The sequence below is a fragment of the Candidatus Sarmatiella mevalonica genome, assembly GCF_016751895.1.
In the GTDB taxonomy this organism is placed as follows: Bacteria; Pseudomonadota; Alphaproteobacteria; order Rickettsiales; family Rickettsiaceae; genus Sarmatiella; species Sarmatiella mevalonica.
Genome location: NZ_JACVVM010000007.1, coordinates 1 through 25,901 on the forward strand (window position 1 = coordinate 1; position 25,901 = coordinate 25,901).

At 38.9% G+C, this 25,901-nt stretch carries 19 protein-coding genes, 1 tRNA gene and 1 pseudogene; 8 read left to right on the top strand and 13 right to left on the bottom strand.

What is annotated here, in order from left to right; all coding sequences use genetic code 11:
• Positions 1 to 256 (bottom strand): hypothetical protein (locus Sarmat_RS01135; protein ID WP_202149019.1); only part of this gene is annotated, 256 nt, incomplete at its 3' end.
• Positions 257 to 672: 416 nt separating this feature from the next.
• On the opposite strand from Sarmat_RS01135, the gene Sarmat_RS01140 reads away from it, so the two are divergent.
• Positions 673 to 984, top strand: coding sequence for a hypothetical protein (locus tag Sarmat_RS01140; protein ID WP_202149020.1), 312 nt, complete (start codon positions 673 to 675; stop codon positions 982 to 984).
• Positions 985 to 986: 2 nt separating this feature from the next.
• On the opposite strand, the gene Sarmat_RS01145 is transcribed toward Sarmat_RS01140, so the two are convergent.
• The 8 genes from Sarmat_RS01145 to clpX form a co-directional block, all read right to left on the bottom strand.
• A complete protein-coding gene (locus Sarmat_RS01145; protein WP_202149021.1) occupies positions 987 to 3,323 on the bottom strand; it encodes a YhdP family protein in 2,337 nt (778 codons plus the stop codon).
• 68 nt (positions 3,324 to 3,391) lie between these two features.
• Complete coding sequence (tsaB, locus tag Sarmat_RS01150) at positions 3,392 to 4,282, bottom strand: tRNA (adenosine(37)-N6)-threonylcarbamoyltransferase complex dimerization subunit type 1 TsaB (protein WP_202149022.1); 891 nt, start codon at positions 4,280 to 4,282, stop codon at positions 3,392 to 3,394.
• A gap of 36 nt (positions 4,283 to 4,318) precedes the next feature.
• Positions 4,319 to 5,164 carry a TatD family hydrolase gene (locus tag Sarmat_RS01155; RefSeq protein WP_410520487.1) on the bottom strand — a complete coding sequence of 282 codons (846 nt, stop codon included), beginning with the start codon at positions 5,162 to 5,164 and terminating at the stop codon, positions 4,319 to 4,321.
• Positions 5,165 to 5,206: 42 nt separating this feature from the next.
• Positions 5,207 to 6,136: a quinolinate synthase NadA gene (nadA, locus tag Sarmat_RS01160; RefSeq protein ID WP_202149038.1), complete on the bottom strand. Its 930-nt coding sequence runs from the start codon at positions 6,134 to 6,136 to the stop codon at positions 5,207 to 5,209.
• 26 nt (positions 6,137 to 6,162) lie between these two features.
• Entirely contained in the window at positions 6,163 to 7,029 is an 867-nt protein-coding gene (locus Sarmat_RS01165) for an HRDC domain-containing protein (RefSeq protein ID WP_202149024.1), read from the bottom strand.
• Positions 7,016 to 8,005: an AI-2E family transporter gene (locus tag Sarmat_RS01170; RefSeq protein WP_202149025.1), complete on the bottom strand. Its 990-nt coding sequence runs from the start codon at positions 8,003 to 8,005 to the stop codon at positions 7,016 to 7,018. The genes Sarmat_RS01165 and Sarmat_RS01170 overlap by 14 nt, the downstream gene beginning before the upstream one ends.
• Positions 8,006 to 8,034: 29 nt before the next feature.
• Positions 8,035 to 10,353 carry an endopeptidase La gene (lon, locus tag Sarmat_RS01175; RefSeq protein ID WP_202149026.1) on the bottom strand — a complete coding sequence of 773 codons (2,319 nt, stop codon included), beginning with the start codon at positions 10,351 to 10,353 and terminating at the stop codon, positions 8,035 to 8,037.
• Positions 10,354 to 10,381: 28 nt separating this feature from the next.
• On the bottom strand, positions 10,382 to 11,686 hold the full coding sequence (gene clpX / locus Sarmat_RS01180) for an ATP-dependent Clp protease ATP-binding subunit ClpX (RefSeq protein ID WP_202149027.1): 1,305 nt from the start codon (positions 11,684 to 11,686) through the stop codon (positions 10,382 to 10,384).
• Positions 11,687 to 11,919: 233 nt separating this feature from the next.
• Between clpX and Sarmat_RS01185 the strand changes: the two genes are divergently transcribed.
• The 3 genes from Sarmat_RS01185 (at position 11,920) to Sarmat_RS01195 (ending at position 14,918) form a co-directional block, all read left to right on the top strand.
• Positions 11,920 to 12,006 (top strand) — tRNA-Leu (locus tag Sarmat_RS01185).
• Between the two features lie 454 nt (positions 12,007 to 12,460).
• Positions 12,461 to 13,765, top strand: a complete 1,305-nt coding sequence (locus Sarmat_RS01190) for a DEAD/DEAH box helicase (protein WP_202149028.1) — start codon at positions 12,461 to 12,463, stop codon at positions 13,763 to 13,765.
• A gap of 97 nt (positions 13,766 to 13,862) precedes the next feature.
• Positions 13,863 to 14,918, top strand: a complete 1,056-nt coding sequence (locus tag Sarmat_RS01195) for an MnhB domain-containing protein (RefSeq protein ID WP_202149029.1) — start codon at positions 13,863 to 13,865, stop codon at positions 14,916 to 14,918.
• 396 nt (positions 14,919 to 15,314) lie between these two features.
• Here the strand turns inward: Sarmat_RS01195 and Sarmat_RS01200 are convergent, their stop codons facing one another.
• Together Sarmat_RS01200 and Sarmat_RS01205 are read right to left on the bottom strand one after the other, a co-directional pair.
• On the bottom strand, positions 15,315 to 17,408 hold the full coding sequence (locus Sarmat_RS01200) for a RelA/SpoT family protein (RefSeq protein ID WP_202149030.1): 2,094 nt from the start codon (positions 17,406 to 17,408) through the stop codon (positions 15,315 to 15,317).
• Positions 17,409 to 17,420: 12 nt separating this feature from the next.
• Positions 17,421 to 19,184 carry a cation:proton antiporter domain-containing protein gene (locus Sarmat_RS01205; RefSeq protein ID WP_202149031.1) on the bottom strand — a complete coding sequence of 588 codons (1,764 nt, stop codon included), beginning with the start codon at positions 19,182 to 19,184 and terminating at the stop codon, positions 17,421 to 17,423.
• A 246-nt stretch (positions 19,185 to 19,430) separates the two neighbouring features.
• On the opposite strand from Sarmat_RS01205, the gene Sarmat_RS01210 reads away from it, so the two are divergent.
• From Sarmat_RS01210 to Sarmat_RS01225, 4 genes are all read left to right on the top strand, one after another.
• Positions 19,431 to 20,189: a superoxide dismutase gene (locus Sarmat_RS01210; protein WP_202149032.1), complete on the top strand. Its 759-nt coding sequence runs from the start codon at positions 19,431 to 19,433 to the stop codon at positions 20,187 to 20,189.
• Between the two features lie 350 nt (positions 20,190 to 20,539).
• A complete protein-coding gene (locus Sarmat_RS01215) occupies positions 20,540 to 21,244 on the top strand; it encodes a hypothetical protein (RefSeq protein ID WP_202149033.1) in 705 nt (234 codons plus the stop codon).
• A 270-nt stretch (positions 21,245 to 21,514) separates the two neighbouring features.
• Entirely contained in the window at positions 21,515 to 23,281 is a 1,767-nt protein-coding gene (locus Sarmat_RS01220; RefSeq protein WP_202149034.1) for a tetratricopeptide repeat protein, read from the top strand.
• A 419-nt stretch (positions 23,282 to 23,700) separates the two neighbouring features.
• Entirely contained in the window at positions 23,701 to 24,969 is a 1,269-nt protein-coding gene (locus Sarmat_RS01225) for a tetratricopeptide repeat protein (RefSeq protein ID WP_202149035.1), read from the top strand.
• A 242-nt stretch (positions 24,970 to 25,211) separates the two neighbouring features.
• Here Sarmat_RS01225 and Sarmat_RS01230 read toward each other — a convergent pair whose 3' ends face one another.
• Together Sarmat_RS01230 and Sarmat_RS01235 are read right to left on the bottom strand one after the other, a co-directional pair.
• Positions 25,212 to 25,418: a transposase gene (locus Sarmat_RS01230; protein ID WP_202149036.1), complete on the bottom strand. Its 207-nt coding sequence runs from the start codon at positions 25,416 to 25,418 to the stop codon at positions 25,212 to 25,214.
• A gap of 208 nt (positions 25,419 to 25,626) precedes the next feature.
• Positions 25,627 to 25,901, bottom strand: a pseudogene (locus Sarmat_RS01235) (hypothetical protein); the annotation flags it as partial.

A 25,901-nucleotide genomic window follows, 5' to 3' on the forward strand; every position in this document is an offset into this window, starting at 1 on the left:
TCAGCAAATTTATCAAATGTTTTGGGATTGGAAAAATAGAGGCAATTTTGGGGGATAGAGAATTTTTTGACCAGGAATGAATTGAATTTCTTACAAATAATAATATTAATTTTGTATTCCGGATAAAATGTAATACGAAAGTTAGAGGAGCAAATCTTGGTAAAGTGTAAATTAAATCAATAGACCTCTTTCCTAACTCTACTCCTGATGGCAACTGTGGCGACGCTGTCGATGCGCAAGTCCTCACGTACCTCATGTACGCTGCGGCTCTGTGCTTCGTATACTCCTCGCATTTGCTCTTAATTGAGCGAGTTTCGAAAGAGGTCTAATTATTAATCAATTTAAAGAAGATATGTGGGTTAGCCTGAATAAACCGCAATTAATTCATAAATCAAAAATTAAAATTACTATGAAAAAAATCAAGGGAGACTATGTTATACTTGCCTATCCCGAGTGTTTTTCAAGTAAAAAAGCAGTGCTTCTTTATAAGAAAAGATGGAGTATTGAATCGATGTTTAAGGCATTAGACCTCTTTCGAAACTCGCTCAATTAAGAGCAAATGCGAGGAGTATACGAAGCACAGAGCCGCAGCGTACATGAAGTACGTGAGGACTTGCGCATCGACAGCGTCGCCACAGTTGCCATCAGGAGTAGAGTTAGGAAAGAGGTCTATTGAAAACGCAAGGTTTTAATATGGAAGATACTCACATCAAAGATCTTGAAAGATTAGCAAAATTGCTTGCAGTTTTAACAATTGGATTTGTATTTACCGTAAAATTTGGGGTAATAAAAAATTTAGTAAAACCAATTAAAATTAAAAATCATAATCATAGGTTATTTTCTATATTTTCATATGGACTTACTTTTTTAAGAAAAATATTAATGCAATCAAAATTCATCGAAATTTTCGATTTTTTCCTCAGATCTATTATGTCTAACAATCCTTTAAATTCAAAGCTTAAGCAACTATGTGTCCGGTACTAAGGCTATTGATGCAAAGAATACTGGAAGCGATAGGGGGCTATACTACCTAATAATTTATTTAAACCAGGTATTTTTTCGGTGATGGTTTTGGTAAAATACATTTCCGAAATCACATTTCCTTTAATTAAAATTTCTTTGTCGTCTACATATCCTTGCGCGCTAAAGTTCATGTATGGCCCCGAAAACAAACTATTCTTAATTATTAGTTTATTGTTTTTATATTCAAAATCTCCCTCTCCCTTCTCAAAGATTATTTGCTTTGTTCTAGTAATAATATTCATCAAACCCGACATAGAGGTGAGCGAAACTATAGAGGTTAAAAAGTTATTTTCCGTAATATAAAAAGAAGAAATATATGCTTTGCCCACAGGCTTAGCGGGGTTTGCATAATCATATGTAATAGCTACCGCGCCCCTGAATAATTTTTGATATAAACCACACCCCCTTAAAAACATGCCTAGGTCTTCACACTTAGCATTTACTTTTTGTGTTGCTGGATTGTGTTTAATGCTTAGCGCATAAGAGTTACCTAGGGATGCATTAAAGTTTAAATAATTTTGCTCCTTTTTATTATAAAACAGCTCCGCATTATTTAATGTAATACTATTGTTCATCAAAACTTGTTTAGCCTGTATATTAATCACATCATTCGTGCCATGCCCACTTCTCATACGATGCAGTATATCTCTAAAGTCTACTTTCGAAAAATCTAAAGATTTCGCGGTGATTATAATATTTTTACCATCTTGGTTATTTTCTATAGATGCATTAAAAAACATAGCATCATAACCAAAATGTGGTATTGATATTTGAGTTATACTTCCATTCTGAGAATTTATCTGAAAATTAGCATATATTTTCTCATTATTTTGTATTTTGCCCTTGGTTATGTTCCTTCCATTTAAACCATCATCTATGATACTAAGATACATTGGCTTCTTAGCTTCTTTTTTAATGCCAAGGATAGGTATTGTTAACTCAACTGGAGTTAGATCTGTCTGCAATCTAGTGCGCGATTTGCCATCTAAAAATGTAGTATGTTCTATTACCAGGTGAGTATCGCCATTCAGACTTGCCCAGTTGTCTAAATAACTTTCTATTAACGGGATTTTTGCTAGTAATATAGATGAAATAGGCCCTTTATCAAACTTTTGCTGATATTTTAAATAACTGCTTCGTTGATTAAGAAAAAAGTTTGACTCTAAGGATATTTCATCATTCTTATCATTTAACTGATATGTAAAAGAAAGATGTGGAGCGGTAATTTTTTGCGATTTTAAACCTAAAAAGTCACTAGAGCAGCTAAAATTATTAGCTTGCACTTGGATATTCATTACTTGAGATACTTGCGTTGTCTTAGAGCTATCATTTGCTATAGATATCGGTAGAACGATGTTGAGCTTTGAGCTGGCCTTGCCCTGAATTTGTGAAAAAGTAAAACCATTGTCCGCCAATGCTTTTAGTGTATTAGGTTGCGCAAAGTCTAGCGCACTCTGCACCGAGCCGCTGAGTGACGCATTAATAAGAATGACGTTGTTTTTTGTGTCTATATCCACCTGCGCCTCTTCTATGGTATTACTGCCGACCATCCCCTTTTGAAAGCGCAAGACTAAGCTTTTTTCTTTTAGCGCGCCAATGATTTTTGCATTCTGAATCATTGGTAGTTGGTTATTATAATTAAAGGCGATATCAGACATCTCTATCTGCCCATTGGCGCCATCAAAGTCTTCATCTGTTAGATTATATACTATATTCGCATCATCTATCACGCCCCGCACGAATGCACTGCTCAGATAGCTTGCGGCAGCGTTCGTAGAGTCGAGCGCTAAAAAGAATTTTATTATTTCTATTGGGAGTTTAAGGGCGTGTATGGATAATATTTGTTTATTATTGCTGCGAGATAGAATTGTTTCTATACTTCCGCCGTTGAGAAGATTGGCGGTGGCTCGCGCCTCTTTGCCAAATGGTTTGAATTTTAGATCTAGATTAGCTTTGATTGTTTTGTCACCAGATTGTAACAGGAGAATGGCCGGTGTTTTTTGTGCACATAAATCCGTCTTCCAACTACACACAATGTCTATATCCTCGATACTCGAATCTTCTAACTTTATGTAGACTGGGCGTTCTGCGCTCTCATTGGCCCCTTGCATTTGCTCCTGACCTAGTGTGAGTTTGAAAGTGGATCTAATTTGCTCTACGGAACCGGTGATTTTTTTAATTTTTATATTCTCCTTGTAAATTTCCAGCCCGGATATTTGGATTGATTTTTGTTTTAAAACAAAATTTGCTAAGCATTCTATGCTAAAATTTAGATAACCTAAATACACTAGGCATAACAAAAATGTTAAGAATAGCGTAGGTATAATAATAAACTTTAAAAAATGATAGTAGAGACTACGCGAAAATGTTAACACTGGATCTTGGCGTCTGGATGTCTTATATAAAGTGGCTCAAGATTAAAGTTTAATTCTATATTTTCCTGGAGGCAATATTCTATATATTTGCAAATATAAGATGATTTAACAATCGGGAAGCGTGGTAATATTTGAATAGATCGTGCTCCGTTTTGGGTCGCGATTAACCGCTTAATATCTTGGTATACCAAATGCACGCCACTACCAACAAAAAGAATCTTGTATTTATTTTGCTGATTTTCTGATAAATCATTATATATTTGTTCTACTAGATGAGAAAAGTTTGATATATCAATAATACTAGGAGCGTTTTTTGCATTAGACCCCTTGCATAACTCTACTCCTGATGACAACTGTGCGTTGCTGTCGATGTGCGAATCCTCACTTAACTTCATGTACGCTCGAAGTTCCGTGCTTTCATTTGGTCCTTGCATTTGCTTATCATGAGCGAGTTTTGCAAGAGGTATATTTCTATCGAAGATTTGATAATAAAGCTGGTTTCTGTATGCATCTAGCAAAATAACTGTTTTATCCCACTGCCTCACCTGGCGCACCGCCCTATAGTGAGCTAGGTCAAAGTTAGTAACCGATACCAATTTCATATCAGGCAGCAAGCTCTGCACGCCAGCTGCGAATGCAAGCCCAATTCTTATGCCAGTAAAACTACCCGGACCGTTTGTGAAGCCAAGGTATTGAAAGTCTTGATAGCTAAGACCATGCTTACTTAATAGCGAATCTATAGATTGCACAAATAACTCAGCCTGCATATTGAAGCGCATGTCTTCGAAATATGCTATTAATTTGCCGTTAATCGTGCATGAGATAGAGATGATGTTGTTAGAAACATCAAAACCCAAGATAGATTGGTTTTTAAAATTATGCATAAGTTTTTTTATATATAAATTGCTAGTTGAAAAGTGCTAATTGGAAAATGAGTCTAGTATCGCTTCTCCAGTAGCATCTTTATTAAATAAAGAAAAGAAATTTTCATCTATCTGCCTATCCACCATTTCCACTGGCATGTTTTTAATGCTAGCAACTGATGCAAGCACATGTTTTAAATATGATGGTTCGTTTCTCTTGCCTCTCATCGGTACTGGAGCTAGGTATGGAGCATCAGTTTCGATGAGAATTCTATCAATAGGTACAAAGCGCACCACTTCTTGTAATTGCGTGGCATTTTTAAAAGTAACGATGCCCGATATCGAAACATACATCCCCAGATCTAAAACTTTTTTAGCAAAGTTTTTAGAGGCTGTAAAGCAATGTATTAAACCAGTAAATGGGAAGGAGCGAAAGTGCGTTAGTAGGATGTCTAACACTCTATCTTCAGCCTCGCGCACATGCACTATTAGTGGAATCTTGAGGATATGACAGGCTATGATATGCTCAACAAAACTACGCTCTTGAGCTTGCGCATCATGAGGGTGAAAAAAATCTAAACCCGTCTCCCCAATGCCTATCACTTTTTTGGTAGATCTAGCTAAATCTACTAACTGCTGACGCTGCTCATTGCCCGTAACATTGCATGGATGTACTCCGAGCGAAAGAAAAACATTATCGAATTTTTGAGAAATCTCCGCTAAATGATTAAATTCTTCTAGTTTAGTGCAGATGGTCTGAATGCATCTAACTCCGGCGCTGAGGGCGCGTTCAACAAGGTTATAATAGAGCGCGTCTATCTCTTCGTCTAACAAAGGGGTGGAGCTTTCTTTGTTTATTAAATCAGCTATTAAGTTTAAATGACAATGTGAGTCAATCATGATTATTCTAATGAATTAAATAGAGCTCTTACAAAACTTCTAGCCTCAGCTCATCTCTAACATCTTCATCAAAGATTTGCGTGCGCCATCCATTATATCTTGTTCAATCTGGATTTTAGGATGCATGTTGTTCATGCAATTATATAATTTCTCTAAATTATTCAGCTTCATATATGGGCAGCTACTACATAAGGTGCAGCCTGCGGCTTGCGTAGATGGCACGTAGTAGAAAGAGCTATCTTGGCTATAACTCTTCATTTGGTGAATAATACCCGGCTCTGTGAGAACTATAAACTTCTTCCCCACATTTTGCTTAGTAAAGTTTAATAGCGATGAAGTAGAGCCAATGTGATGAGCGTAGTTTAGCAAACTATCGGGGCATTCTGGATGTGCTATTACTAAAGCATCTGGGTGTTCTAGGGTGAGTTTAATTAGTTCTCTTTCAGAGAAATTTTCGTGCACAATACATGATCCATGCCATAATTTCATCTCCCTCCCAGTTTTTTTCATCAAATAAGCGCCTAGATGCCTATCTGGAGCAAAGAGAATTGGTTGGTTTAATGGAATTTGTTTAATAATTTTTTCCGCGCTAGATGATGTTACTATTATATCAGACATCGCCTTAATATGCGCAGAACAGTTAATGTACGTTAACGCTATATAATCTGGATGCGCCGCCCTAAAAGTGGCAAACTCCTTGGGTCTACATGCTTCCTCCAAAGAGCAGCCAGCATTGATATCTGGTAGGATAACTATTTTGTCTGGGTTTAGTATTAGTGCGGACTCTGCCATGAACCTTACCCCACAAAATACAATGAGTTTTTGCTCTGCCCTCATTGCCGCCTTGGCAAGTTCTAAAGAATCTCCTATAAAATCGGCTACGTCTTGAATCTCTTCATCTTGGTAGTAGTGCGCAAGAATTAGTGCGTCTTTTTCTTTTTTAATTCTGGCGATTGCACTTAGATAATCTATCATATATATTCTCGCGCTGTGTTTTGATATCAAGCCTGCTGTAGGCGCAATGCTCTAGATAATGAGAAAAGCTTTTCTTCGAAAACAGAATTGATAAACCTCAGACCAGAAGGTCTTAATTTTTTAAGCTCTTGCATAGATGTAGGAAGTGTGTGGCACACTTTATTTAAATCATAGTCATTCATGCAATGTTTAATTGGTATGTTTAGATATCTGGCGCACTCTTCCCTCCAGGCGGCCAAATGCTTCATTCTGTAAAGCATAATGGGGGATCTATACTTAATTTTAACCTTCTTCCATGCATTATCTGGGTCATAAAGTTTTTGATGATAGTTATGATAGTATTTGTGCATCAGTAAATCAAATTCCGACTTCTTGTTGATATTAAGCAGTTTATCATTAAGCAGTAGATATAGGTCATACAAATAAAAAGCATCATCTGCCGCATATGATATCATTTTTTGAGCAAGTGGCCTGCGCAACCAGTTGAGTCTTTGATAAGTTTTGTCAATACTAACGCCTAGCAAGTCTAAACATAAGTCAGAGTAGCTCGCTTCCAACCCAAGGCCACATACATGAGCGGCAACTTGAGTATCAAAAACATTTTTGGTATTGCTTTGAGTGCTTCTGTAAAGAGCGGAAAGATCTTCTTTTGCAGCATGTAATACCTTAGTGATCTTTGGATTAGTTAGTATGGCGGCAAAGCAAGTAAAGTTTGTAATAGCTAACGCATCTATAACAAAAGTGTGGCGCGCATCATCATGCATAAAGCATAATTGTATGGTGCTTAGAGTAGGAAAGTAAGTAGTTTTACGCTCAAACTCAGTATCCACGCTCACAACTGTGTTAATGTTTGCGCATATTTCTTCAAAAGTGGATTGATTACTGATTAGCATCAGGTTTCTTATAAAAGTCAGTTGTTTTATATAAAGATATGAAATATTCCAGCAATATCTTAACTGTACCAGCTATAGGAGATGCTAACAACACTCCAATAAAGCCAAAAAGATGGCCACACAAGGTTAGCGCAAACAAAATCCAAATTGGTTTCAAGCCTATTTTATCTCCTATAATCTTTGGCGTGACAAAAAAGGCCTCAGCTCCAATGCCAACTGCATATATTGCCACTATATAAAGCAACTTTTTGCATACGCCAAGCTTAAGCAGATTAATTATTATAACGGTAATAGATGCGCATGTAATACCAAAAAATGGCACTAACACAGAAAAACCAGAAAGAATTCCAAATAGCATACTAAAGTCAAACTTTAAGATGGCAAAGGCAAGGCAGTAGTATGCGCTTAACAGTAAACAAATATTAAACTGGCCACGGATATATGAATTAATAACAGCCGCAATGCGAGGCAATATTTGTTTTATTGATGGCCTGGTAGAAACTGGCATAAGATTTATTAAAAAGCAATAGATTTTGTCGAAGTCTGACAATATAAATGCCAAGAGTATGGGGGTGACTAGGAATATAATCACAGCATGTACAAAGCCCATAGCATAGTTTAATAGATTATGAAGGCGGTTATATATTGCGTTATAGAATTGCGAGAGTATCTTATTAAAAACGCTCTGCAGAAGCTCTATATTATCTACGTTTAGTTTTATTGCGATCGCATCAATCACATGGGCGATATATTCCGATAACGATTTTTTATATTGAGGAATTTCGATAAAAAATTTGTTCAACTGTTCAAGTGCTAGAGGAAACAAAAAAATCACCACGAGATAAAAAATGCAATATAACGCGGCCACAATTAGAAACGTGGCTAGCACCTTTTTTTTACGAGAACCAAGGCCTAATCTATGTAGTAGAGGATTGAATAAATAGGCTAAGGCAAAGGCCAAAAAGAATGCTGTCATATTGATTTCTACTTTTTATATATACATGTTTACCGAAATGCCACCTGTAGCACCTGGTCTGTGCTGGATACCGGCACTATTTCCACGCCTTCATAAACATATTTTGGTATTTCCACTAAATCTTTATTATTATCTTTTGGGATAATAACAGTTGTGATACCACCTCGCTTTGCCGCCAACAGCTTTTCGCGTAGGCCACCTATGGGCAGCACTTTGCCACTTAGAGTAATCTCGCCAGTCATCGCCACTTCTCTGCGCACAAACTTTTTAGAGAAGAGCGAAACGATAGCCGTAAAGATTGCGATACCTGCAGAAGGGCCGTCTTTTGGTACGGCTCCCTCTGGAACGTGCAGGTGTACGTCGAGGTCTTTGTAATTTGCATATTCTATACCTAGCTCTGACGATTTAGCTTTAAATACGCTATGAGCTGCCTGCACAGACTCCTTCATCACTTCACCTAACTTACCAGTAACCTTGATCTCTCCTTTACCAGGAAAAGAAAGGGCTTCAATAGTAAGCAACTCCCCGCCTAACTCTGTGTATGCTAAGCCAGTAGTGGAACCTATTTGGTCTTGTTCTTCAGCTAGACCGAATCTATGTTTATGAGGGCCTAGGTAAGACTCTAAGCAATCTTTAGTAACTTTTACTTTGGTTATCTTTTTATCTTCTAAAATCTTCCTCAAACACTTACGCATTAGACTAGCAAGTCTCCTTTCTAATGAGCGTACTCCAGACTCTTTAGTATAGTATCGTATTAGCTCTAAAGCAGCTTCATCTGTTATGCTAAATTCGCTCTTCTTCATGTTATGCAAAGCTAGCTGTTTAGGTACTAAATACCTTTTTAGTATTTCCAGTTTCTCCATCTCTACATAGCCAGGAATCTCTATCATTTCCAGCCTATCATACAAAGGCCTTGGTATATTATGATAAGAGTTAGCAGTTGCGATAAAAATTACCTTTGACAAATCATATTCACAATCCAAATAATGATCTACAAAAGCATTGTTCTGTTCTGGATCTAGCACTTCTAGTAGAGCGGAGGCGGGATCTCCGCGTACGTCAGAGCCAATTTTGTCTATCTCATCTAATAACATCACCACATTATCTTCTTTATGCTTGCGCAGTAGGTTAATAATACGACCTGGTATAGCGCCTATATAAGTTCTTCTATGCCCACGTATCTCTGCTTCATCGCGCATGCCACCAAGAGCAAATTTGGCATAAGCTCTATTAATTGCGCTAGCAATAGACTTTACAAGCGAAGTTTTGCCTACCCCAGGTGGGCCTATGAGGCACAGGATAGGAGCCTTAGCTTGTTCTGATCTCTGTAGTACGGAAATATATTCTATAACCCTACGCTTAATCTCCTCCATGCCAAAATGGTCGCGATCTAGTACTTTCTGTGCCTGCAAGACATTAATTTTGCCTTTCGCCACATTGCCCCATGGCAAATCTAACAAAATATCAAGATAGTTTCTAATAACAGTGGCTTCAGAAGACATAGAACTCATCCCCTTGAGCTTTTTTATTTCCGACAAGGCCTTCTCTCTAGCTTCATCAGAAAGATTGAGTGTATTAACTTTCTCTTGCAACTCTGCAATTTCAGAAGTTTCAGACCCACCGTCTAACTCTTTTTGAATAGCTTTCATTTGTTGGTTCAGATAGAACTCCTTGTGGGTCTTTTTGATTTCATCTTGAAGGCGCATTTGTACCGCTTGCTCTGTTTCCATTTGAGTGTTAGCGGCGTATATGAACTCTAGTAATGCTTTACCGCGCAAATAAATATCATCAATTTCTAACAAAGTTTGTTTCTTTTCTACCTCGAATAAGCAATAAGCCGCTATAGAATTCACTACTTGTTCGAAACTCACATCTTGTTTTTGCACAATGTTCAGCACCATATCTAAGCCAGATGTTCTGTTTAGTCTAATATATTCTTTAAAACCATCTATAATAGAGTCTATTATAATCGATTCATCCTCATAACTCTGCTTAGTCTCTGGGGCAAGTCTATGGTCTGCTGCAATAAATGACGAGAATTCTATATTTGATACTTCAACCCTAGACAGCACTTCAAGCATCACTTTCTGCCCACCGTTAGGTAATTTGAAGCTTTGTAATAATTTAGCCACTGCACCTATGGTGTATATAGCGCTTTCGTCTGGATGTTCTGCGCGTGTATCACTTTGAGCAACCAAGAGCAGTTCTGGGTTATCGGGGGAACATGTTAAGGCATATTCCACGCCACGCAAAGACAATTCTCTTCCAATAATTATTGATGTAATCACCCCGGGAAATGGCACTGTATCTTTTAGGGGGATTAACGATAATTTGTTTTTTTCTGACATTTTTTTCCTTCGAGAATTTCTATGAGTTTTAGTGATTAACAACTCGTTTTTGCACAGCTCCTGGTTTTTTCTTTACTCCTTTAGTCTTAATTATCTTTTGCTTTTCTGTTGCTTCTATAATCGGTTCTTGGCCTCGCACGGTTTCTTTATTGACGCGTAACTTTTTTCCCGAATAATCGCGTATGTTATACATACTATTCAAAAGAATATTTTCTATAATAGAGCGCAAGGCTCTTGCGCCAGTTTTACGCCTGATTGCCTCGCTAGCAATTTCCTCTAGAGCGTCATGTTCTATATCTAATTCTACATCATCTACTGCAAAAAGTTTGCGATATTGCTTAATCACTGCATTTTTAGGTTGCGTTAAAATGTTTACTAAAGCTTCTTGGTCTAGATCTTCTAAAGTAGCTATCATCGGCAGTCTACCTATAAACTCGGGTATCATACCGAATTTTACCAAATCTTCTTGTTCTAGGAATTTTAATGCTTTACCATGACTCGTCTCTTTTTTAGACTTGACGCTTGCGCCAAAACCAATAGAGCTGTTAGCGCGCCTACTTTCTATAATAGTATCAAGCCCTATGAATGCTCCGCCACAAATGAATAATATATTAGTAGTGTCGATTTGCAAATATTCCTGTTGCGGATGCTTTCTGCCACCTTGAGGAGGAATAGCGGCCACGGTGCCCTCCATAATCTTAAGCAACGCCTGTTGCACACCCTCACCCGAAACGTCGCGGGTGATAGAGAGATTTTCTGACTTTTTGGAGATTTTATCTATCTCGTCTATATAAATAATACCTTTTTGTGCCTTTTCTATATTAAAGTCAGCAGCTTGTACAAGGCGCAACAAAATATTCTCAACATCTTCTCCAACATATCCGGCTTCTGTTAAAGAAGTGGCGTCAACCATTGCAAAGGGCACATCTAATATTTTAGCCAAAGTTTGGGCAAGTAAAGTTTTACCAGAACCGGTAGGCCCTATCAACAATATGTTTGATTTTTGAATTTCAACATCTTTCTGTCCACTTTCTATATACTCCAACCTCTTATAATGATTATATACTGCAACAGAAAGTACCCGTTTAGCGTCAGATTGTTTTACAACGTATTCATCTAATATTTTGTAAATTTCTGTTGGGAAGGGGCGCTTAGCTGTTTTTTTGTCATTGTTAGAGCAAGATAGTGCACTTTTGTTCTCTTCTTTTATAATTTCAGAGCACAATTCAACACATTCGTTGCATATAAACACAGAAGGTCCAGCTATTAGCTTTTTTACTTCGTTTTGATGTTGAGAACAAAAGGAGCAATGTAGATTGTTGTCTGTTGACATAAGCTTAAAATTTTCGTATAAATAACAAGGTAGAAGTAAAGCAGTTTTAATAAAGTTCTGATAACTTATTTCGGTCATGTGTTTTTTATTGATGGAATAAGCATACGCACATTCATAATAAAAATCAACGGTCCACAAGGTTTTGCAATTGCAGCAATAGTCTCGTGATTTTTGCTGTCAGTAGCCTGTTAGAGCGAAAAAATACTAGCACAAAGCTTTTTGCTCGTTCAAATGCCTCTGTGGTGGAATTGGTAGACACGGCAGACTCAAAATCTGCAGTTCTTGCGAACGTGCCGGTTCGAGTCCGGCTAGAGGTACCATCATCTGTCTAATATTCTGTTTTTACCTCATCACGAATTGATGCTACGTTCAAAGCGCGGCTCTATCGCTTTTTTAATCCTTTTTTATTTGTCTCTATGTTTCATAGATAATAAATTGCACTTTTTGTTGCATTTATTTTTTATGTTTCTTTATGTGATGTGACGCGATTCTTTAGGTAAATAATACATGTGCACAACTTCAATTATAGCATTTATTGTTTTTTAAGACTATGCGAGAGGGGTGTAAGTAAAGTGTTATTGATGCGCTTAGCGCGGTTGCATAAGATATATTATAAAATTAGTTAAAAATTATTTTTTATTACTGTGTGATATATCGCTAAAGCTAACTCATTAGAGATGAGTTATTCAATGGTGGGAGTGTTCAGCACTCAAAAAATATGATACAATTATGAATCACAACAATTAATTATCAATTTCAACAAATTATTTTAACATGGAAAATTTTAGTCAATTACCTCTCGCGCCAGAGTTATTAAGCGCAATAGAAATGATGAATTTTACTAAACCAACAGCTATACAGGCTTTAGTGATACCTCCTGCATTAACTGGAGTTGATATCTTAGGCTCAGCGCGCACTGGAAGTGGCAAAACCGCTGCATTCGGTATCCCATTAGTTTCGACTATTATGAACGACCCTCATAGTGTTGGTATTATTATCACCCCAACGCGTGAGCTAGCCGCGCAGGTTGCCAAGATTATTCATCAACTCCTCATAAAATCTAAACATATTAGAACAACGTTGCTGATAGGTGGGCAGAGAATAGAAGAGCAGATCAGAAGTCTTAGTTCTCAACCTAGAATTATAGTTGGTACTCCTGGCAGAATCGGTGACCATCTGGCTCGCGGTTCGCTTAAGCTAGATAAAACCAAGATAGTAGTACTAGATGAGGCCGATAGAATGTTAGATATGGGTTTTACGCCACAAATTGAAAATATTTTAAAATTCGTACCAACTCAACGCCAGGTACTACTCTTTTCTGCTACCATGCCTAGCAAAATTCGCCAAATTGCAAAGCAGTATATGTCTTCTCCGCTAGAGTTATCTGTTGCTCAAACTCAAGAAGATTTAAGTAGGCTCAACCATGAAGTTAAATATTTAGAAGATAGAGATAAATATGATGCATTGCTACAAGAGATAGAGACGCGCCAGGGATCTGTGCTTGTGTTTGTACGTACTAAGATGGATGCAGACCGCATTTCTAGACAACTTAGAGACGCAAACCATATGGTAAATGCTATTCATGGTGATCTTAGCCATGGCAGAAGGAGTAAGGCGATGGCTGATTTTAAGAGTCGCAAATGCAGAATTATGATCGCTACGGATGTGGCGGCAAGGGGTATTGATGTTGGCCACTTAGAGCATGTGATTAACTACGACCTGCCTAATTCTTCTGAAGACCATATACATAGAGTGGGTAGAACAGCCAGAGGGGAGAGGAAGGGTAACAGCTTATCCTTTGTAACGCCTAGCGAGAAAACCAGATGGGCTTTTATCATGCGTGTAATGAAGGGCGAAGATTTAGATCCGGCAGAATACGCCGCTATGGGCAAGAAGAAGAGTGGAAGAAGCAATAGGAGCTTTGGTACTGGACCAGCACAAAGATCCAACGGCCCAAGGCCGCAGAGGAGCCGCTTTGCTAAAGGGGAAAGTGGAGATAGATGGCGTAACGACGGAGGCGCTAGGCGCAGCAATACAAATGGTGGTAATAGAGAAAGGAGACAGAGAAGTTCCTATTAATCTTTATTTTTGTACTTGTATTAGTTCAACTTGTATTAGTTCAACTTGAACTTAAAATTAAAATGAGAGTTAACATGCATTAAGCGAGGGTTTTTTTGTGTTACAGGAATATTTTTCCGGTTGCGTTCTACTTTTATTGTCTATGATGTTGTTGTGCGCTAGAGACTTTTTGCATGTTATTCTATTATTTGGCTTGGTAAGTCTGAGTTCTGCGCTAATGTATCTACAGTTTGGCGCATCTGATGTTTCTATGACTGAGGTTGCACTAAATAGCGCCGTTTCTACATGCATTTTATTAAAATTTTCACAACTCCTGCCTAAGAATTTAAATCTCATCAGTTGTCAGCAAGACCAAAAAACTACTCTGGATTTGTCAAAGATTTCTTTTGTCATTTCCTCTATAGTATGCGCTATACTGTTTGTGTGTTTATGTATTTGCTTGAATAACTTAGAACCTTACCAATCTCACGCAAGCAACGTGCAACAGCAAGTGAACTTGTATTATATAAATAATACTGCTCTGGATATTGGTATTGATTCTATGGTAGCAGCTATTTTAGCCTCATATAGAGGTTATGACACATTAAACGAGACCTTGGTAATTTTTATTGCCTGCGCCTCGTCATTCTTGTTATTACATATTCCACGCGCCTCAGTCTCAGATCGCAGTGAATGTTTGCCCAATAACGATTTGAATGAGTATTATCGCAAAAAATTAACATTGGCTATGCCATTACTTATTATCTTTATTTTATTTCTGCAATTTGCAGGAGAAGCCTCTCCTGGCGGCGGCTTTCAAGCTGGCGCTATGAGTTGTGGTTATATTATGTTGTTTTCTTTAATAAGAGGGCGGGTATGTCAAAAATTACAAAACGATGCAGAAGCGAAGTTAGTCTTGATATCCGCTCTTGGTGTAATCATCTATTTATTGGTTGGTGCATTGGATTTATTGCGTCATCCATTTTTATCTTATAGAGCGCTTGATGCAATAGGTGGGCAAGCCGCTGGTATTATGCTTATAGAACTTGGCGTGTGGTTTACTGTGTGTTTTTCCTTATACTTAATTTTTATCACCTATGCAAGGTGCGCGCCTCTTGTCTTCGAGGGTCTTGTCTCCGAGAATGGTGAGAGGGTGCCAGAAGCTAAACCTTAAAGATGTGTACTGGGTAGTAACAGAGCTCTTTCGAACTCTACCGCTTTATGGCAACTACGCCGTTGCCGTCGATTCGAAATCTGTGTCGGCTAGACCTATCACGTAACTAATTATAGTAATTTGGGTTGAATGATGTTTAGCCCCAGTAAGAAATGGTTGGAAATATGACATTGAAAAAAGCTGCCCAAAAATTTGGAGTAAGTATTTTTACAACCAGTTACTGGTTAAAAAATCTAGGCTTTAGCTATAAAAAAGACTTTTCCTACTTCTTTAAAATACCTAATTCAGCCTAAATTACTATACCAATTGCTAGAATTTTAATTTCTATTGCTCCTATTCTTACATAAATTATAAAGGTGCTATGGGTGCGAACGCATACACAAAGTACGTCTCGCGCTAGAACAGCGCCCTTCTTCCACCCCCTTTACTTATAGAAAGTTTATAGAAATAATATTCTCGCGCTATGCTTGACGTGCGCAGCCCATCATCTCCACGCACCTTTCCCGCGTATAATAAGCGACAAGAACGCATTGCTAGTAGTTTATGCAAAGCAATAACCCGAGATACATCCAGTGTTTTTAGTAACAATCTATATGTTCTAGGCAATAAATAATCGTCATTTTCCCAATCTAACCCCACCACCGTGCGGCGTTTTAGCTCGTCAAGACTCTTGCAATCACTTTGGTGTATATACACAATGCCCTGCGTAGTAATAAGTCCGACTATCTTTTCTTCGGGAAGGGGTCTACAACACATTGCAAAGGCAAATTTAATCATTTTGCTTGTTTCAAGTGGCAAAGTATTTTTCGCTTGTCTCTTGTTTTTTCTCAAAAAAGTGCGTGGAATATGGGTATTTATGTTTTCATCTGTAGGATTTAAAAAATGCTCTATTTCAACTAAGTTAATTTGCTCATGTCCTATCGCCTCCATGAGCTCTAAAGAGTTCACCTTACAAAAAAAATTGCATAATGCGCTAACATCACTATCCGTAATATCCAAATGATTGCACTCTAGCATTTTGCTTAGCATACTCCTTCCTTTGTAATACCATTTATCCCTTTCATTACTAAGCAGAGATTTACGTATCTCTGATTTAGCTTTTCCGGTAATAGCAAACTTTTCCCAGGACGGTGATGGTTTCTGATTTTTAGAAATAATTATTTCTACTTGATCGCCATTTTGCAAAACTCTATCTAATGAGGAAACTTCATTATTCACCTTAGCACCCACGCATTTATTGCCCGTTGAGCTGTTTACGGCATATGCAAAGTCGAGCACTGTAGCATTGCTTGGCAATGAGATAACTGAGCCACCCGGAGTTAAACAAAAAACTTGATCGTAATACATAGCAAGCTTTGTGTTGAGTAGTTTCTTATTGCTATCAGAGCTATCTTCTACGTCAAATATACTCAAAAGATCCCGCATCCAAAAATATTTATCTTTAGCTTTAAAACCTTTTTGCTTATATTGCCAATGCGACGCTATACCAAACTCCGCCACCTGGTGCATTGCAAAAGATCTGATCTGAATCTCCACACAATGGTTCCTCACGCCACTAAGTAGGGTATGTAAGGATTGATAGTTATTAATTTTGGGAGTACTGATAAAATCTTGAAAATTATTTGGCACTGCTTTGTAGTTCGTGTGCAAAACACCTAGCGCCTTATAACAATCTTCTGTGGTTTCCACCAAAATGCGAAACGCGATAATATCAGATAGCTGACTTAAATTCACGCTCTTTTCCTTCATTTTCATCCAGATAGAATATGGAGTTTTTAGCCTACCTTCCACTTGGATATTCGAGATACTAGATTTTATCAGCTTATTTTTAATTTCCTTCTTGATTTGATTAATAATCTGATCTTCATTATGATAAATCATCATTAAGTTGTTCAAGATAAACTCTCTAATGGTGGGGTATAACACCTTAAAACAAATATCCTGGAATTCGTGTTTAATGCGATGCATCCCCACTCGCTCTGCTAAAGGAGAGTATATTTCTAACGTTTCAAGCGCGATTCTTTTACGTTTTTCTATAGAAGGTATAGAGTGTATGGTGCGTATGTTATGCAGTCTGTCTGCTATTTTAATAAATAAAACTCGCAGATCCTTATTAGTAGCAAGCAGCAACTTATGCAAATTATCTGTCTGCTTTAAACTATAGTTATTTTTGTATTCTAATTTGGTGATTTTCGTCACCCCATCAACTAGCGCAGCTATTTCTTGTCCAAAGTGCCCAATAATTTGTTCGTGCGTAAGAGAGGTGTCTTCTAGCGTGTCATGTAGTATTGCAGCTACAATCGATTGCTCGTCTACATACATTTGCATTACAATAATCGCCACCTCAACGGGGTGAGTGTAGTATGGCTCTCCAGACGCCCTGTTTTGTGCTTGATGATAGTAAATTGCAAAATTAATTGCTTTATGTATCAATCGCCTATCTATAGCGCAGTCAATAGCATCAATAGCATGTAGTAGCTTATCTCTCATCAGAAATTAAATTCACATTTGCGCATTTTCCACCCCATTACGTTCTTCATCGCCGCTATCTTCAAGTAACATAGCATTCATATAATCACCAGATCGAAATTGTTTTTTAATTTTATTAATCTCATGTTCATTACCGCCCATTGCTTTCAGCGCTGCACCACCAAGTTGCAAGCCAATTTCATAATCTTCTGGCACAATAAACGTTACACCTAAATCATAAAATTCTTGAGATTTTTTTAGATGCTTTAATCTAATAATTACATTTAAATTTAAATTCTGGTGCAACTCTTGAAGAGTTTTCAGAGTTTTTTTGATAGTAATTTCATTTTTGATAGACAAAATAATAGTGTTGGCGCGTTTAATGCCTAAAGCTTCTAATGTAGATTGACTAGAAATATCTCCTCTAAAAATAGGGCATCCTTCACTCTTTTCTTCATGCACCTTTTCGCCATTAATATCAATTGCAATATAGCGCACTTCCTGAGACTCAAGAATGCGCGCAACCATTTTACCAACCTTACCAAACCCAGCAATAATAACGTGTTTTGTGAGGTCGTTTGCACCTAATGCTATTAGTTGATTAGGGGTTTTACCCATATTACGCTCAATTTTCTCTGCAATAATCTGGCCTAACATCGCCAGTAGCGGCGTTAGCGCCATGCTGCATGTTACTACTAACAACAGAATGTTAGCTAACCCCTCTTCTAATAAATCATTTTGTTTAGCAAGTTCAAACAAAATAAAAGCAAACTCGCCCCCTTGGGCAAGTAATAAGCCGGCATAGATAGAGGTGGATTTATTAAACCCAAATAATATGCAAAATGCTATTATAATCATCGCCTTAATTGCGATGAGCGCGGAGGATAAGATGAGGATGTGTGAGATTTGAGAGTAGATCTCCTTAACATCAATACTCATACCAACGGCCATAAAAAATAACCCAAGTAATAAACTTTTGAATGGATATATACTTTTTTCCGCCTGAATCCTAAACTCAGTTTCTGCAACCAACACTCCAGCCACAAACGCTCCTAGCGCTAGAGACAAACCAAAATACTCGGTGGTCCAGGCAGAAGAGAGTACTATAAGGAGAGTCATGGCGATAGGTAGCTCATTCCCACCTTCTACGGAGTCGGAATAAATCATCTTAAACAGCGGTTTAATAAGAGTTCTGCCAACCATAAAAATACCCAAGAGTGCAGCAACGCCCTTGGCAGCCGCCAGTGCAAGCATATACATTAGAGAATGGTTGTTATTCGCTCCACTTCCAACTAAAGGCACTATCACTAAAAGTGGCACTACGATTAAGTCTTGCAAGAGCAGTATGGCCAGAGAAATTCTGCCAACCTGCGTAGACTGGCTGTGGCTGTCTTCTATCACACGCAATACTATTGCCGTTGAGGAGAGCGAAAGAGCGCTGCCTATTACTAATGCCGCCACTTTATCGGGTATAATTAAAGCTACTGCGCCAGAAATTACTAATGCAGTAATTGCTACCTGCAAACTACCCAGGCCAAAAACATATTTGCGCATAGCTTTTAATCGCTCGAAGGATAGTTCTAGACCTATGGCGAAAAGCAGGAACACAACGCCTAATTCACCGAGTAGTTGGATATCGTGTTGATCAATAATTTTTAAACCATGCTCACCAATCATAGCCCCAGCTATTAAATAGCCTAATACCGGGCTGACTCTGATTTTTTTTAGTATTGCTACAACGAAAACGGCTACGCCTATTAGCACAATTACGCTAAGCAAGATATCTTTTTGATGCATTTATTTTTATGTTTTCTAAGAATTGTTTTGCAATGTTCTGAGCAATTTATTTAAGTATAAAGCCATAGTAGGCGCTACGCAAATCTCGGATGCTCCTATATCTTTGCTTGACTTGTAGCGCTGTCTTACTTAAAGTTCCTATAAGTAGAATAGTAGCAACGTTAGTTTAGTAATGTTTTGCTAGTTAAAAACTTTTATAAATAAAATAAAAAATTAAATAATCACTTATTAGGTAGAGGTATACATATGATTTTTTCAAATTCCGCTAACCAAGTTCAGCCATTTAGATTAATTGAACTACCTTTTGACTATCATTTATTCAAGCTAGATGAGTGGTGTGCGCTAAGCAATACTAGCTTCGACTACCACTATTATAAACACCATCAAACCTATCTGAGTAATTTAAATAATCTATTAGCCAAAACAGATAAATACGCCGGTATGAATTTAGAAGAAATAGTATCCCATTCTTATAAATCCCAGGATCTAGCAACTTTTAATAACGCGGCACAGGTGTGGAATCATAACTTTTTTTGGCATTCTATTACTCCTAACACCTCAGAGCAGCTGGTATCGTTGCTCGGTCATGAGGGTGCTGCCGCTCATAGCTCAGTAGATGACGATGCATATTTAGAGAGCGCAAGAGCTATGGCGCAAGATTTAATTTCTTATTTTGGATCTTTAGCAAATTTTCAAGAGCAGTTTAAAGCCGCCGCCTTGGCGCAGTTTGGTAGCGGATGGGTTTGGCTGATGGAAAAGATAAGGGTTGCCGGTGGCGAGGATAGACAGAAAAAAGAGTTTGTGATTGTTAAAACCTCCAACGCCTTTAACCCAATTACTTTAAGTATAGACTTGTCGGCTGATGCTAACAGCGACCATTATGTTCTATGCCCTCTGTTGTGCTGCGATGTGTGGGAGCATGCTTACTACATAGATTATTATAATAACCGAGGGGCGTTTTTGGATAGTTTCTTTAAAGTAATGCGCCTAAATTTTAATTTTTAGTAATTTTAACTGATTTTCTAAACTTATTTCTAAAAGTAGACAACCAAAGAACAGTTTGAATAATCTCTTCTCTTGCTATCAAAACCAAAATTGTCGCTCATTAAGTGTGGAGCATAAGCGATGTATTTAGCGCTGCTAGACCCGTTATGCTTTCCTGGTATAGCGCTGTTTGGCGCAAGTGGTGGTTGCTAAAATAATAATCATAAGTTTTAAATATTACTACTAAATACAGCTTAAAGTAGTAATCTTGCTTTCTTTTGCGCAAATAATGTGATATTATTGTAATTACTGCGCTATTTAAATATGCGCAGCTAAACTTGAAATTAATAACTAGAAAAGAGGTAAGGATTATGTCGAAGCAAAATGACTCACAACCGTTCACACAACTGAATAAGGGTTTCGCCGTTGAACCATCAAGAGCAACAAGAATGACCATACAAGACTCTCGGGCAATCCAAGGGGAGTTAAACCCAGAAGACCCAGGAGACTTCGGTGAACACGCAGACCAATTCAAGCAAACAACGGCAGGACAGGCTAATCCGTCGGATAACAAGCGGCATCAGAGTACAGAGCAAAAGAACGGGCCTGAGCGCAAAAATCTAGGGAAGGAAGGTAATAAGTGGCAGTACCAGCAGCAACAGGAGCGAAAGAATGTGCAGCAGAATGTGCCGCTAAAGAGCATGCTAAAAGAGCGGCATCAGAGTACAGAGCAAAAGAACGGGCCTGAGCGCAAAAATCTAGGGAATGTAGGTTATGAGCAGCAGTACCAGCAGCAGCAACGGCAGTTGGTACAAAGCGCGGGCTTAGAAAGTGATAATTTGCCAGAGGGTTACATACTGAAGATTATCGCGCAGCAATGGGATCAAAAGCAGCAACAGGCGCAAAAGAGTGTGTCGCCAAAGAGCATACTAAAGACTGCTCAGATGCGGAAGCAGTATGAGCAGAGCAAGTCTCCAAAAAAACAAGTGCAGAGCAAGTCTCCAAAAAAACAAGTTCACTTTAAAGAACCTCAAAATGGATGGCTCTCGGGTTGTGGCAAGGGGCCAGGTATCTAACATACACAACTCACCAACGCACCATCAATTCTAAAGCATAACGCAAGGGTAGTGCTTGCGATTCTTCGCTCCGATATAGGCGACAGATTTTTGAATAATCATAAAATTCTCAAGTTTGTCGCCACTCGGGCGCAGCTATTGCGCAATCGTATTCGCATTACTCTCCCATAACCTCCCCCTTCATCGTACACCCATATTGCATTCATTAGCTGATTATGCCAAAATACCATCTGCTTATTCATTAACATTGATGCAGACAAGGTAAGTGCTATGCAAAATAATATATCATCCACTCAACAACAGACCGCTCGCTCAAAACGCTATCAAGATTCAATGCAACTACGGCAGGAGCAGGAGCAACGAGCAAAGCAACAGCAACAGACCAAGCAACAACAAGCTGAGCGCCAAAAGCAAGCTGAACATCCACAACAACAGCAAATGCAGCAGCAAATTACTCAATCACCACAACAAACACAAGTTATACTACCAGAGCATGCCGCTCAAACACAAAACCCCCCTCGGCAACAAAACCTCAACGTAGCACAGAATGTTGTATCTAACAGAGCCGAACATAGCGCATCGTATCAAGCAGGATTTGGGGCTTACCTGTTAAATCAAATAAAGCATTACACTCAACTGATGAAATTGGAACCGACCAATCCGGAACATCCATTCAACAAAGCCCAAATGCTATGTGCACTCCAGAGGAACGCGCAGGCGATTGAAGCCTATGGCAAAGCCATTGAACTTGGGCATAATAACGCCGATTGCTACTCCAGAAGAGGCAATGAGTTCTATGAGCTTAAGCAATATGAAGAAGCGCTCAAAGATTTTCAAAAAGCCATCGCGCTTGAGCCAGGCAATGGGATGTATCACTATCACAAAGGTAACGCTTTATGCGTTCTGGGAAGGTATGAAGAAAGTATTGTAGCATACGACAGAGCCATTGCGTTAGGATGGAATGACGAGGGGTGCCGCGCCAATAAGGAATATGCCTTGAGCCGACTATTGAAACTCCCCCAGAAACAAAACTCCAACGCAGCACAGAATGCTAGTGATGTTGCATCTAATAGAACCGAACGTAGTGCATCTTATCAAGCAGGATTTGAGGCTTATCTATCAGAACAAGTAAAGTATTATACTAGATTGATGGAATGTGATCCGGCAAATCCGGAATATCCACTCAACAAAGCTCGAACATTAGGCGTACTCCAAAAAAATGCACAGGCAATTGAAGCCTATAGCAAAGCCATTGAGCTTGGCTACGATAACGCCGATTGCTACTGCAGTAGAGGCAATGAGTTCTATGAGCTTGAGCAATATGAAGAAGCTCTCAAAGATTTTCAAAAAGCCATCGCGCTTGAGCCAGGCAATGGGATGTATCATTCTTACAAAGGCGACGCTTTATGCGTTATGGAAAGGTATGAAGAAAGTATTGTAGCATACGACAGAGCCATTGCGTTAGGGTGGAATGACGAAGGGTGTCGCGCCAATAAGGAATATGCGTTGAGCCGACTATGCAACAGAACCGAAGGTAGCGCATCGTATCAAGCAAGATATGAGGCTTATCTATCAGAACAAGTAAAGTATTATACTAGATTGATGGAATGTGATCCGGCAAATCCGGAGCATCCATTCAACAAAGCTCAAAGATTAGGAGTGCTCCAGAGGAACGCGGAGGCAATTGAAGCCTATGGCAAAGCCATTGAGCTTGGTAAAAATCACCCAGATTGCTACTTCAGAAGAGGCAATGAGTTCTATGATCTTGAACAATACGAAGAAGCCCTGGAAGATTTTAAAAAAGCCGTCGCGCTTGAGCCAGGCAATGGGAGGTATCACTTTCACAAAGGCGACGCTTTATGCGTTATGGAAAGGTATGAAGAAAGTATTGTAGCATACGACAGAGCCATTGCGTTAGGGTGGAATGACGAAGGGTGTCGCGCCAATAGGGAGTATGCCTTGAGCCAACTATTAAACCCGCCTTTGCAGAATCAAGAAACTGCATATTCCTCAGAATCTGAACCGGAGGGGGCTTAGGGGTGCGAGGCTATGGGAGCGTTAGACGTGTGATGGCGAGAGGTTAAAATGATATAAAAAACCAACAGCGTAGACCACGAGCGATTAAAATTTAACTATCAACTAAAGAAGCAGTGGCAGTGGTCTCGAGGTATGCAGTTCTAACATACACAACTCACCAACGCACCATCAATTCTAAAGCATAACACAAGGGTAGTGCTTGCGATTCTTCGCTCCGATATAGGCGACAGATTTTTGAATAATCATAAAATTCTCAAGTTTGTCGCCACTCGAGTGCAGCTATTGCGCAATCGTATTCGCATTACTCTCCCATAACCTCCCCTTCATCATACATCCATATTGCATTCATTAGCTGATTATGCCAAAATACCATCTGCTTATTCATTAATAATTAATATTGACGCAGGCGAGGTAGCGCTATGCAAAATAATATATCATCCACTCAACAACAGACCGCTCGCTCAAAACGCTATCAAGATTCAATGCAACTACGGCAGGAGCAGGAGCAAGGAGCAAAGCAACAACAACAGACCAAGCAACAACAAGCTGAGCGCCAAAAGCAAGCTGAACATCCACAACAACAGCAAATGCAGCAGCGCATGCAGCAGCAAATTACTCAATCACCACAACAAACACAAGTTATACTACCAGAGCATGCCGCTCAAACACAAAACCCCCCTCAGCAACAAAACCTCAACGTAGCACAGAATGTTGTATCTAACAGAGCCGAACATAGCGCATCGTATCAAGCAGGATTTGAGGCTTGCCTACTAAGAAAAATAGAGTATTATACCATATTGATGGAATGTGATCTGCCAAATCCGGAATATCCATTCAATAAAGCGCGAATGCTAGGTGCACTCCGGAGGAATGCTGAGGCGATTGAAGCCTATAGCAAAGCCATTGAACTTGGCCGCAATAACGCCGATTGCTACTCCAGAAGAGGCAATGAGTTCTATGAGCTTAAGCAATATGAAGAAGCCCTGGAAGATTTTCAAAAAGCCATCGCGCTTGAGCCAGGCAATGGGATGTATCATGCTCACAAAGGTAACGCTCTATGCATGCTTGGAAGGTATGAAGAAAGTATTGTAGTATACGACAGAGCCATTGCGTTAGGCTGGAATGACGAGGGGTGCCGCGCCAATAAGGAATATGCCTTGAGCCGACTATTGAACAGAACCAAACGCAGCGCATCGTATCAAGCAAGATTTGAGGCTTACATACTGAGAAAAATAGAGTATTATACTAGATTGATGGAATGTGATTCGGCAAATCCGGAACATCCATTCAACAAAGCCCAAATGCTAGCTGCACTCCAGAGGAACGCGGAGGCAATTGAAGCCTATAGCAAAGCCATTGAGCTTGGTAAAAATCACCCAGATTGCTACTGCGGAATAGGAAATGAGTTCTATGATCTTGAACAATACGAAGAAGCGCTTGAAAATTTTAAAAAAGCCATCGTTCTTAAGCCAGAAAATGGGATGTATCACTATCACAAAGGTAACGCTCTATGCATGCTGGGAAGGTATGAAGAAGGCATTGCCGCATACGACAGAGCCATTGCGTTAGGGTGGAATGACGAGGGGTGTCGCGCCAATAGGGAGTATGCCTTGAGCCAACTATTAAACCCGCCTTTGCAGGATCAAGAAACTGCATATTCCTCAGAATCTGAACCGGAGGGTGCTTAGGGGTTGGGGTGTTGTAAGAGGATCTCTTCGCAAAAACCTACTACTATCTACTATCAGAATAGTAATTGCGTACTAGGTTCGGTGCGTAAGTCCTTATGTACTATTGCGAGGGGTGTCTATTGACATATGAGAAAATTAAAAGTGTAAAACCAACTTCAAGCGACTAGAAGCGCAACGCTTTTTCGGCCAGATCGCGTACGTCTAATTACCCACAATCATTTCCTCTAACATCTTAGAACCAGTCACGTAAAACCATGTGATAAGTTTTTCGTCATAATTTTTGTAAAAGCCAATTGTACAAAAGCCTTAGCTGAAGAGGTGGTTATTTCGTAATCTTTTGACAATCTTCTAAAGTTACCAAGCCAAGCGAATGAGCGCTCTACAAGCCATCTCCACTGTTGCACCTGAAAGCACTTAGTGCCAGCTTTAGGCTTAGCAATGGTAAGCAAACTACCACGAGTGTGGGTATAAAACCACTTCTGGGACCGTTGTAAGATGAGATTTTAGAAAATTTTGTAGTTAAAATTTTTGTTTGAGTGATTTTATAAGGATTTTGCTATTAAAAACTGCATAGTTTTTTAGTCAAATCAGAAATTAATCTCATTTTTAGCTGTTTTAGTTTTGTTATAAGCCTAAATATATGTATTTTTACCTGTTTTATGCAGCAAGGACGGTTAAACGCTTTAAATTAAAACAGATTGCATTCATAAATTCAGCAAATTGATTTTTTGCTATTCCTACATATCGCAGTCGTTTATTATCCTGAGCAAACACCCTTTCGAAAGGAGATCTAATGTAAGTATAATAGCGCTCGAGATCAAAATTCTTTTCCTTCATATTGTTTTTCTTAATAGCACATAGATGAACTCCCTTACGAGCCGCTGCTATCCTGGCGGGAGCAACGCAATAACCTTTGTCAGCATATGTAGCTC